The organism is Streptomyces sp. bgisy100, assembly GCF_057709105.1.
The window spans coordinates 121,054-131,781 of the sequence record NZ_JBYITE010000005.1 but is presented as its reverse complement, the minus strand read 5'-3'; the positions used below and the strand labels follow the sequence as shown (position 1 = coordinate 131,781).

10 protein-coding genes are annotated in these 10,728 nt (G+C 74.3%); 7 read left to right on the top strand and 3 right to left on the bottom strand.

Going from position 1 to position 10,728, the window contains the following annotated elements; genetic code table 11:
• Positions 1 to 47: 47 nt before the first annotated feature.
• Together AC3EQ1_RS05665 and AC3EQ1_RS05660 are read left to right on the top strand one after the other, a co-directional pair.
• Entirely contained in the window at positions 48 to 923 is an 876-nt protein-coding gene (locus tag AC3EQ1_RS05665; RefSeq protein WP_432093146.1) for an alpha/beta fold hydrolase, read from the top strand.
• A 169-nt stretch (positions 924 to 1,092) separates the two neighbouring features.
• Complete coding sequence (locus AC3EQ1_RS05660) at positions 1,093 to 2,292, top strand: MFS transporter (protein WP_432093145.1); 1,200 nt, start codon at positions 1,093 to 1,095, stop codon at positions 2,290 to 2,292.
• A 111-nt stretch (positions 2,293 to 2,403) separates the two neighbouring features.
• Here the strand turns inward: AC3EQ1_RS05660 and cds1 are convergent, their stop codons facing one another.
• Complete coding sequence (cds1, locus tag AC3EQ1_RS05655; protein WP_432093144.1) at positions 2,404 to 3,549, bottom strand: L-cysteine desulfhydrase Cds1; 1,146 nt, start codon at positions 3,547 to 3,549, stop codon at positions 2,404 to 2,406.
• A gap of 149 nt (positions 3,550 to 3,698) precedes the next feature.
• Here cds1 and AC3EQ1_RS05650 point away from each other — a divergent pair, with 149 nt between their 5' ends.
• Together AC3EQ1_RS05650 and AC3EQ1_RS05645 are read left to right on the top strand one after the other, a co-directional pair.
• Positions 3,699 to 4,028, top strand: coding sequence for a hypothetical protein (locus tag AC3EQ1_RS05650; protein ID WP_388860459.1), 330 nt, complete (start codon positions 3,699 to 3,701; stop codon positions 4,026 to 4,028).
• A 153-nt stretch (positions 4,029 to 4,181) separates the two neighbouring features.
• Positions 4,182 to 4,724: an ATP-binding protein gene (locus AC3EQ1_RS05645; RefSeq protein ID WP_432093143.1), complete on the top strand. Its 543-nt coding sequence runs from the start codon at positions 4,182 to 4,184 to the stop codon at positions 4,722 to 4,724.
• A gap of 252 nt (positions 4,725 to 4,976) precedes the next feature.
• On the opposite strand, the gene AC3EQ1_RS05640 is transcribed toward AC3EQ1_RS05645, so the two are convergent.
• Positions 4,977 to 5,282 (bottom strand): SHOCT domain-containing protein, encoded by a 306-nt coding sequence (locus AC3EQ1_RS05640; RefSeq protein ID WP_432093142.1) that lies wholly within the window; start codon positions 5,280 to 5,282, stop codon positions 4,977 to 4,979.
• Between the two features lie 283 nt (positions 5,283 to 5,565).
• Here AC3EQ1_RS05640 and AC3EQ1_RS05635 point away from each other — a divergent pair, with 283 nt between their 5' ends.
• The gene (locus AC3EQ1_RS05635; RefSeq protein ID WP_432093141.1) at positions 5,566 to 6,546 is read left to right on the top strand and encodes a phosphotriesterase family protein; all 981 of its coding nucleotides are present in this window, start codon (positions 5,566 to 5,568) and stop codon (positions 6,544 to 6,546) included.
• A gap of 129 nt (positions 6,547 to 6,675) precedes the next feature.
• On the opposite strand, the gene AC3EQ1_RS05630 is transcribed toward AC3EQ1_RS05635, so the two are convergent.
• Positions 6,676 to 7,896, bottom strand: a complete 1,221-nt coding sequence (locus AC3EQ1_RS05630) for an ROK family protein (protein ID WP_432093205.1) — start codon at positions 7,894 to 7,896, stop codon at positions 6,676 to 6,678.
• A gap of 23 nt (positions 7,897 to 7,919) precedes the next feature.
• Between AC3EQ1_RS05630 and AC3EQ1_RS05625 the strand changes: the two genes are divergently transcribed.
• Both AC3EQ1_RS05625 and AC3EQ1_RS05620 read left to right on the top strand, forming a co-directional pair.
• On the top strand, positions 7,920 to 9,155 hold the full coding sequence (locus AC3EQ1_RS05625; protein ID WP_432093140.1) for an MFS transporter: 1,236 nt from the start codon (positions 7,920 to 7,922) through the stop codon (positions 9,153 to 9,155).
• 311 nt (positions 9,156 to 9,466) lie between these two features.
• Positions 9,467 to 10,585 (top strand): DUF5937 family protein, encoded by a 1,119-nt coding sequence (locus tag AC3EQ1_RS05620; RefSeq protein WP_432093139.1) that lies wholly within the window; start codon positions 9,467 to 9,469, stop codon positions 10,583 to 10,585.
• The last annotated feature ends 143 nt before the right edge of the window (positions 10,586 to 10,728 follow it).

The window sequence follows — 10,728 nt, the reverse complement described above, 5'->3', positions numbered from 1 at the left end:
GCACGGCGCCGGCCGGCGGAGACCGCACCCAAGGAGAACAGGACACCATGGCGACCCATGCCGCGATCCGCGACACCACCGAGCACGTGCACACCTTCGAGCAGTCCGACGGCCATCTCACCCACTACCGGCTCTGGGGCGCCCCCCAGGGCAACGACGTCATCGTCATGCTGCACGGCGGCATGAGCCACTCCGGGTGGCAGGCCCCTCTCGCCGAGGCCATCGGCGCGGCCTCCGGGGTCTCCTTCGTCGCCATGGACCGCCGGGGCTCCGGGCTGAACGACCAGCGCGGCCACCTGGAGTCCCCGGACCGGGCCGTCGACGACGTCGAGGAACTGCTCCGCCATCTCGCCGCATCCTACGAACGGGTCCACCTGGCGGGCTGGTGCTTCGGCGGGCAGGTCGCCTCGTCCGTCGCGGCCCAGGTGGCGGGCAAGGGCGTGATCTCCACGCTGCTGCTCCTGGCTCCCGGATTCCACTTCAACGAGCGCTACAGCGATGTGCTCCGCCTGTCGATGGAGGCGGCCTTCGCGGTGGTGGAGGAGTTCGGGCTGGAGCCGGAGCCCACCCGTCCCTATCTGCAGGTGCCGCTCCAGCCGAGCGACTTCACCGATCTGCCGGAGTGGCAGGCCTTCGTGGAGCAGGACGAGCTGCGGCTCACCCGGGTCACCAAGGGCATGGTGGAGGCCTGGGGAGCGCTCGCCCAGCGGGCGGAGCCGGACTTCGCGCGGATCGGCGACGTGCCGGTGCTGGCCGTCTTCGGCCGCAAGGACCGTCTGGTGGACAACGAGCGGGTGCACGACTTCCTCACCGGCCTCAAGCCGCTGCAGGTCGAGTGGCTCGACACCGGGCACGCACTGCACTTCGAGGAAGTGACGAAACTGACCGGGCTGATCACCGAGTTCCTCGCACGGCACCGCTGACGGCCGCGGGCCGCCGGCGGGCACCCGGCGGTGGCCCGCCCCGCGCACCCCGACGGTGCTCCGCCGGCCTGTGCGGCGGGTGACGGCCCGTCGGCGCCCCTTCGGGCGGCCTCCGCCCCGTCGGCCGCCGCTTCCCTCTCCCCCGACCGACGCCGAAAGAGAACGTGACGTGCTCCTCCGCCTGCTTCCCCTGGTCACCGCTACCTTCGCCGTCGGTACCGACAACTTCGTCCTCGCCGGACTGCAGCCCGCCATCGCCGCCGACCTGGACGTCACGGTCGCCGTGGCGGGCCAGTTGGTGACGGTCTTCGCGTTGACCTTCGCCGTGTCGGCGTCCGTCCTGGGCACGCTCACCAGCGGGCTCGACCGCCGTACCGCACTCCTGCTGGCCCTGGGCATCTTCGTCGTGGGCAACGTCGTCACGGCTCTGGGCACCGTCTACGCCGCCGTCCTGGCTGCCCGGGTCCTCACCGCCGCGGGCGCCGGCATGATCACCTCTGTGGCGTCCAGCACGGCCGCGGCGCTGGCGCCGCCGGACCGCAGGGGCTGGGCGATGTCGGTCGTCCTGGGCGGTCTGAGTGCCTCGACCGCGGTGGGTCTGCCGCTGGGCACCTTGATCGGCGGGGTGAACTGGCGGTTGACCCTGCTGGTGATCGCGGGTCTGGGGCTGCTGGCCATGGCCGGCATCGCCGTGAAACTCCCGCGGGTCGTCCTGCCGGCGAGCACGCTGCGCGAGCGGTTCGCACCGCTGCGCCGCCCCTGGATCGTGGGCTCGCTCCTCACCACGGTCCTGCTGTTCGCGGGCACCTATCTGCTGTACACCTACATCGCCGCCGCCCTGACCGGCGTCACCCACGGATCGGTCGGCAGGCTCACCCTGATCCTTTCGCTCTTCGGAGCCGGGAGCGTTGTCGGCACCCTGGTGTCGGGCAGGCTCAGCGACCGGTTCGCCCCCACCCGCATCCTGACGGTCACGTTGCTCGCCACTGCCGTCGTACTGGCCGTCGGGCCCTGGGCGACTGCCGGAACGGGCACCACTCTGGTCTGGAGCGCCCTCTGGGGCGCGTGCGCGTCCGTCTCCACGGTCCCCCTCCAGTACCGCCTCGTCGCGCACGCCCCCGCCGCGTCCCCCGTCCTGCTGGGGCTCAACTCCTCGGCCATCTACCTGGGGATCTCCCTGGGCGGTGGCCTCGGCGGCTCCCTCCTGGCCTGGCTGGAGGCCCGCTATCTCGGGTTGCCCGCCGCGGTGCTGTGTCTCCTGGCCCTGCTCCTGACGCTCGCCACGGCCCGGCAGTCCCCCACCACGGCGCGAACCACCGCGGTGGAAGAGCCGTCCACCGAGGTGCCCGGAGCGGCCCCGGCGCCCTGAGCCGTCGGCCCCGCACCGCACTCGGAGGCGGCCGCCGACGCCCCGCAGGCCGCCGGACCCGGCCGACGGCACGCCCGCCGGGTCCGGCGGCGTCGGAGCCGCCCCGGTCGCTCAGGGCCAGACGCCGGTGGCCAGGAGCGAGTCGATCGCCGCGCTGTACGGGGTGATGTCCAGGCCCTCGGACTCCAGCCAGGCGTCGGAGTAGTACTTGTCGAGGTAGCGGTCGCCCGGGTCGCAGATCAGGGTGACCACGCTGCCGGTGCGCCCCTCGGCCACCATCTCCGAGACGATCTTCAACGCGCTCCACAGTCCGGTGCCGGTGGAACCGCCCGCGCGCCGGCCGATGGCCCGTTCCAGGGCCCGTACCGCGGCGACGGAGGCCGCGTCCGGCACCTTCATCATCCGGTCGATCGCGCCGGGCACGAAGCTCGGTTCCATCCGCGGGCGGCCGATGCCCTCGATCCGTGAGCCGGAGTCGCTGGACACCCCGGAGTCCCCGGTCGTCCACCCCTCGAAGAAGCAGGAGTTCTCCGGGTCGGGCACGCAGACGAGGGTGTCGTACTGCATGTAGCGCACATAGCGGGCGATGGTCGCCGAGGTGCCGCCGGTGCCGGCGGTCGCGACGATCCAGGCCGGTTCGGGGTACCGCTCGCGGCGCATCTGCTGGTAGATCGACTCGGCGATGTTGTTGTTGCCGCGCCAGTCGGTGGCCCGCTCGGCGTAGGTGAACTGGTCCATGTAGTGACCGCCGGTCTCCGCCGCCAGACGGGCCGAGACCTCGTAGACCGTCCCGGGCTCGTCCACCAGATGACACCGGCCGCCGTGGAACTCGATGAGCCGGGTCTTCTCCCGGCTGGTGGTGCGCGGCATCACCGCGATGAACGGCACCCCGATCAGCTTCGCGAAGTACGCCTCGGAGACCGCCGTGGAGCCGCTGGACGCCTCGATCACCGGCCGGCCGGGGCGGATCCAGCCGTTGCAGAGGCCGTAGAGGAAGAGCGAGCGCGCCAGACGGTGCTTCAGACTGCCGGTGGGGTGGGTGGATTCGTCCTTCAGGTACAGGTCGATGCCCCACTGCTCCGGCAGCGGGAACCGCAGCAGATGGGTGTCGGCGGACCGGTTGGCATCCGCCTGCACACGGCGGACGGCCTCCTTCAGCCAGGCCCGGTACTCCGGGTCGCTGCGGTCGATGTCGACAGTCGCGACCGGCTTGCCGGCCCGCCCCTGGTTCGTGGTGCCCACCGGCGCGCTCCTCATGATCTTCCCTGGTCGGCAGCGGTGCGGCCAGGTCCTGCGCATCATAGAGGGGGGACACTGGCGCACCGGCCCCGGCGCGGGCAGACTGCGCAGGAGAGGGGACAATGGGGGCGCGGACGGCGCATTCTTCGCCAAGGGGACGGTGCGGCATGGCAGAGCAGGAGTTCACCGCGACGGGGGTCCGGATCGGGCGCTGGCTGCGTCCGCTCACCAGCGCGGGTCAGGTGCTCATCCGCGACGGCAGGCTGACCCTGCTGACCAGCTACGGCAGTGAGATCGACAGTGCGCCGGTGCATCTGGTGCGGGCGGGCAAGCCGTGGTTCGCCACCCGCGACCGTGCGCTGGCCACCGTCAACGGCACCCGCTATCTGCTGACGCTCAGCGAGCAGGACCCCGCACCGGGCGAGGCGGGGCCGCCGTCGGCCCACCGCTTCCTCGACGCGGTGCGGACGGCGGGCGGGCACGCGGCGCGGAGTTGAGCCGTTGCGCGAGTTGCGCGTGGGCCCTTGCAGGTTCACTCTGGTGGGACGTGACTGAGGGTTCACCGGCGGTGACGCACCGGCCGACCGGGCACAGCATCAGCCAGCACTGAATGCGTTCTTCGTCTTCCGAACCTCATCAGGGAGTCGTCCGTGATCAGTAAGCCCAGCAGGCACTGCACGGTGGAGCTCCAGGCCCTGCCGTCGCGGATCGGCCAGGTCCGCAGAATTCTGTCGGCGCAGTTGCGCTACTGGCATCTCGATCCCTTGATCGACGCGGCGGCCCTCGGGGTCACCGAGCTGCTCACCAATGTCCACCGGCACGCCGAGCCGGACAAGCAGTGCAGCATCGAGATCACGTTCTTCCTGGACCGGCTCACCGTCTCGGTGCGGGACAACGACCCGCGGGTGCCGAGCCTGCGGGGCGCCGACCTCGCCGCCACCTGCGGGCGGGGCCTGGCACTGGTCGCCTCGGTCAGCGAGAGCTGGGGGGTGCGGCCGCACGACGACGGCGGCAAGGTGGTCTGGTTCTCGCTGCCGGCGCCCGTGCCCGCGGTGCCCGCGGCCCCGGCCCGCCCCGTGGCCCCGTACACCCTGAACGCCCCCGCCCCGGTCGCCCGGGGTGCCGTGGACCCCGTGACGGTGGCGGCCGTGCGCCTGGAGGGGACCCGGGCCCGGCCGACCGTCGTGGGCTGACCGGGCGGGGGTCCCAAGGGGGGCGGGCGGCACCCGCCGCGCCGCGGTGACGACGGCCCGCCGCAGGACGGGCCGCGCCGCCCGGCGCGCGGGGGCGTCGGCCCGTGGGAAATCCGGCCGTCCGCCCCGGCGCCTGTCGTGCGTACCGGGCGGACGTGTGGCCACCGGCGTCCGCGTGCCGTGCACGGGACACGGTGTCCGCGCCCCCGTCCACAGCAGGACAGGGCGCCGACGGCACAGCGGCCGGGGCGGTCATCCCGTTCCGCCCCTGCGGTGGCCGAACTCCTCGTCCAGGACGGAGAGTCGGCGCCAGTACTCGTCCTCGTCGATCTCCCCCGCCGCGAACCGCCGTCCCAGCAGGTGCAGCGGCGAGTTCTCGTCATGGAGAGGCCGCGGCTGCCACGGCCCGCGTCCGCGGCCGAAGCGGCGGCCGCGCAGGACGGTGCGGCGCAGCAGGACAACGACTCCGGCCACGACGGCCGCCCAGACGAGCGGGAAGAACAGGATCCACGGGCCGGGGCCGCCGCCGTCGTAGGCGATGTCGGCAAGTGTGTTCATGGTGGCTCAGCTCCTCGCTGCGGTGTTCTCGATACGTCGAGACTCGCCGCGGGAGGGGGCCCGCGTCGTCGTGCACCGGTCGGCTCGTGGCCTGCTGCCGTGGGAGTAGGGCCGAGCACATGGGGGCGGCCAGGGGCGCCCTCCGGAGTACGGCGCGCCCCGCAGCCTGCGGTGACGCTCCGGACCGGGCCGGCACCGGCGAGCAGCGCGGCTGCCACCGGCAGGACGGTGCGGGCGGCTCACAGCACCCGTTCTGTACCTACTGGTATGTACACTGCCGTGCATGCCGCATACGATCGCCGCCGACCCGGGCCCGCTCGCCGTCCGCACCGTCCTCGGGGACCTGCCGCCCGCCGAGCTGGGCGTCTGCGACGCGCACGACCATCTCTTCCTCCACTCGCCGCTGCTGCCCGGCCAGGAGCTGGACGACGCGGACGCGGCGGCGGCCGAGCTGCGCTCCTTCGCCGCGCTGGGCGGGCGGTCCGTGGTGCAGTGGACCCCGTTCGCGCTGGGCCGGCGGGCCGGGCTGCTCGCCGGGCTGTCCCGGGCCACCGGGGTGCGGGTGGTCGCCGCCACCGGGCTGCACCAAGCGGCGCACTACGCCCCGGAGTTGCTGCGCCGCCTGGACTCGCCTGCCGAGCTGTTCGTCCGCGAACTGACCGTGGGGATGGCGCCCGACGACGCCCCGGAGGGGAATCCACTGCCGGTGCGGGCGGGTCTGATCAAGGTCGCCGGAGGCTTCCACGGGCTCGACGGGCACGCCCGGCGGGTACTGCATGCCGCCGCGGAGGCGCACCACGCGACGGGGGCTCCGGTCGCGGTCCATCTGGAAGCCGGTACCGGAGCGCTGGACGTCCTGGAGCTGCTCTGCGGGCGGCTCGGTATGCCGCCCGCCCGGGTGCTGCTCGGCCACCTGAACCGGTCGCCCGACCCGTGGGTCCACCGGGAGGCCGCCCGGGCGGGGGCCCATCTGGTGTTCGACGGCCCGTCACGGGCCCATCACGCCACCGACTGGCGGCTGTTCGAGGTGCTGACCGCGCTGGTGGAGGCGGGACACGCCGACCGGCTGCTGCTGGGCGGTGACACGGTGACCGCGACCGCCCGCGCCGCCACCGGGGAGGGGCCTGGGATGCCGTACCTGCTGAGCGGGCTCCGCCCCGCGGTGGAGCGGCGGCTGGGCCGGGAGGTGGCCGAGCTGCTGTTCGTCGGCAACCCGGCCCGCGCCTTCGCCGCCCACTGGCGCGGGGACGGGCAGCGGCCGTAGCCCGGTCCGGCGCCGCGGGAACGGGCCGACAACCGCGGCGCCCCCGGACAGGGAGGTGGCAACGCCGCCAGGAGGGGCGTGCCCTTCCGGACAGCACCCCGGCGGGCGGTTCGGACCGGCCGCCCGACGCTACTGGGGCAGCACCGACAGCGGATCGTCCAGCACCGGCTGCCAGGCCAGTTCGGCCGCACCCACCAGGCTGTTGTGGTCGAGCGAGCAGGCGAGGAGCGGAACGCTGCCGCTCTGCCCCCACAGGCTGCGCTCCGCGACCACGGCGCGCAGCCGCTCGGGGTCGGCCGCCAGCAGCTCGCGGTGGAGGCCGCCGAGGATGACCCGGTCCGGGTTGAGGATGTTCACCAGCCCCGCGAGGCCCAGGCCGAGGCGGTCGATGAGCACATGGACGGCCGCGCGCACGGACGGCGACTCGCGCTCGTCGCGGAGCAGGTCCCGGGCCTGCTGGAGCAGCGACACCTCGGGCCCCGGGTCACGTCCCGCCGCGGTGAGGAAGGCGAGCGGATCGGCCTCGATGTCCAGGCAGCCGCGGCTTCCGCAGTGGCAGGTCCTGCCCTTCGGGTTGACGGTCAGATGGCCGACCTCCAGGGCGAGGCCCGAACTGCCGCTGTGCAGGCGTCCGTCGAGGACCAGTGCCCCGCCGACGCCCCGGTGACCGGTGGCCACGCACAGCAGGTCCCGGGCGCCGCGGCCCGCGCCGTGCCGGTGTTCGGCGAGGGCAGCGAGGTTGACGTCGTTGCCCGCGAAGACGGTGGCGCCGGAGCCTGCCGTCGCGAGGATGCCGGCGTCCCGCACCCGTTCGGCGAAGATGACCCGGACCGGCGCCCCGGCAGGCCAGGCGACGTGGAGCGGGTTGAGGGCGGTGCCCTCGGGCTCCGCGACGGCGGACGGCACCGCCAGCCCCGCCCCCAGGCAGCGGCGGCCGGTCTCCCGCAGCAGCTCCGCCCCGGCCTCGACCACGGCGGCCAGCACGTGTGCCGGGTCGGCGGGGACGGTCATGCAGCCGGGCGCGGTGGCGACGATCCGGCCGCCGAGGCCGACGAGCGCGGCACGGAAGCCGTCGGCGTGCACCTGGGCGGCGAGCACCACGGGCCCGGCGGGGTCGACCGCGAGCCGGTGGGACGGACGGCCCTGCGAGCCGGCCGCGGCGGTCGGGCGGGAGTCGACCTGGATCAGTCCGAGCGCTTCCAGTTCGGCCGCGACGGCGCCCGCGGTCGCGCGGGTGACGCCGAGTTCCGAGGTCAGGACGGCGCGGGTGGGCGCACGGCCGGTGTGTACGAGCTCCAGGGCCGGTCCGAGGGCACTGCGGCCTCTCTCCAGGCGTGTTGTCCGAGTCAGGGTCACCCCTCTATTCTGACTTTGTGCCGAACTTAAACAAAACACGGACGGTCCTTTCGGGCGCACGGCCCGGAAATACCGCCGATCCAGCCCTCCGACGCCTCCGTATCGCCCTCACCGCCTTCTTCGCCCTGGACGGCCTGCTCTTCGCCGGCTGGGTGGTCCGGATCCCCGCCGTCAAGCAGCAGACCGGCGCCTCCACGGGCGACCTCGGACTCGCCCTGCTGGGCGTGTCGGCCGGTGCCGTCGCCACCATGACGGTCACCGGACGGCTGTGCACCCGGTTCGGCAGCCACCCCGTCACCGTGGTGTCCGGGCTGCTGTTCTCGGTGGGCATCGCGCTGCCTCCACTGGCCGGTTCGCCCCTGGTCCTCGGGCTGGTGCTGCTCGTCTTCGGGACCGCGTACGGCGCGATCAACGTGGCCATGAACAGCGCCGCCGTCGATCTGGTCGCCGCGCTGCGCCGGCCCGTCATGCCGAGCTTCCACGCCGCCTTCAGCCTCGGCGGCATGCTCGGCGCGGGGCTGGGCGGGCTGCTGGCGGGGCAGTTGACCGTCACCCGGCATCTGCTGCTGCTCGCCGCCTGCGGACTCCTCATCACCGCTGTCGCGGGCCGCGTCCTGCTCACGACACCGGCGCCGGATTCCGGGGAACGCGGGCCGCGCCGGACCGAGGGGGACAGTGCCGCGGCCCGGCCCGCAGGACGGCACCGCCGGCCGGTGGTGTTCCTCGGGCTTATCGCCCTGTGCACGGCGTACGGCGAAGGGGCCCTCGCCGACTGGAGCGCACTCCACCTCGAAGAGGATCTCGGCGCGCACGCCGGGCTCGCCGCCGCGGGCTACTCCGTCTTCGCTCTCGCCATGACCGTGGGCCGGCTCACCGGGACGGCGCTGCTCGAACGCCTCGGGCAGACCCGGGCGCTGGTCGCGGGCGGGGCGACCGCCACGGTCGGCATGCTCCTCGGCGCCCTCGCACCGAGCCTGCCGGTCGCTCTCATCGGCTTCACGGTCACCGGTCTGGGACTGGCCAACATCTTCCCCGTCGCCATCGGGCGCGCCGGGGAGCTGGCCGGCCCGGGCGGTGTCGCCACGGCCTCCACCCTCGGGTACGGCGGGATACTGCTGGGCCCGCCCGCCATCGGGCTGCTCGCGGACCGTTCGTCCCTGCCCCTCGCCCTGACCACGGTCGCGGTGCTCTCCGCCGTGGCCGCGCTGGTCGCCTGGAGCGTCCGGGACACGGCGGGGGCGCGCTCGGGGTGACCACGGGCGGCCCGTGGGTCCGGCTCCGGGTGCCCGTGGCCGGACGGCGGTCGTGGCTCCGCCGCATCCTGCGGAGGCGTCCGGCCGGGTCCCGGGCGCAGACCTCCACCCGCGCGGACGTCACCGGATCCGCACGCGGACGTCGTCGGCCCAGGCCACTGCCGTAACGGCACCCCGGGCGGCCCGGGGAAACGGCTCTCCGTGCACCCTGCCGTGCGAGAGCACCGGCGGCACCGACGGATGAGCGCCGGCGGACGGGCAGGGGCGCATCGATGGCGACGGCCCGCGCCCGGGCAGGCAGCATGGGGCTCATGAGCGTGACCATCGACATCGCGGGACTCCCGCCCGAGCACCTGGTGTTCAGCCCGTCGCCCCTTGCCGAACTGTGCGCCGCACTGCACGCCCTGGCCGAGCCGACGCACCATCCCGGGCTGCAGGGCTGGACCACCGCGACGAACGCCGCCCTCCGGCCGGACCTCGCGGACCGGCTGTGCGAGGCGGACTTCCTGTGGCGCTCCGCGCACAGCGACACCGATCTGCCGTTCGCCGCACTGCCGGACACCCGCGGCCGCCCGGGCGCCACCCTCTCCGAGGACCTGGACCTGCTGGACCGGCTGGACGACGACCTCTTCGTCGACGCGGCCCTGGACATCTCCTGCCACCGGGACTACGAGCCGAACGGCCCGTCCCCGCTGGTCAACGCCGAGGTCCGCGCGCAGGCCCTGGAGCGCGCCACCGCGCGCGGCACCCGGCAGGCCGAGTTCGCCCAGCGGCTCCTGGCGGACCCGCCGGCTGTTCGCGCCTGGCTCCGCCGGCTGTTCGAGGACTGCGCGGAGGCCTTCTTCGACGACCTCTGGCAGCGGGTGCGCGCCCGGCTCGCCGCCGACGCCCGGCACAAGACGGAGGTACTGCGCCGCAAGGGCCTGGCCCAGGCGCTGGCCGAGGTGTCACCCGCCCTCGCGCTGGACGAGAGCGGTACCCGGATCGTCGTCGACAAGCTCAGCAGCGGCCATGCGGACGCCCTCGACCCGGCGGTCGGCCCGGGCGTCACCTTCGTGCCGTCCTCCGTGGGCCGGCCGCATCTCTGGGTCCTCCACGCCCCGGGCTGGCGCCCCGTGGTCCACTACCCGGCCGCCGCGCCCGACGTGCCGGGCCCCGGCTCCCTGGACCTGCTGCAGCTGCGGATGGAGGCCCTCTCCCACCCGCTGCGGATCCTGATGTGCCGCTACCTGGCCCGGTCCGCCGTCACCACCGGCGAGCTGGCCGCCGCGCACGGCATCACCCCGCCCGAGGTGTCGCGGCACATCACGGTGCTGCGGAAGGCCGGGCTGATCACCACACGGCGCCGGGGCCGCTATGTGCTCCACCAGCTCGATCTGACGGCGGTCGCGCGGCTGGGCAGCGACTTCCTGGAAGGGGTGCTGCGCTGACGCCGGGGCAGCCGCACGCCCGAAGGCCCGGGACAGGCAGGGGAACGGCAACAGGAGTCGGCCGGCAGGCGGCCGCGCCGGACCCGGCCCCGCTGCCCGGACCGCTCTGCGGCACCGGGAGGCCCGGACGCTGCCGAGCGGGT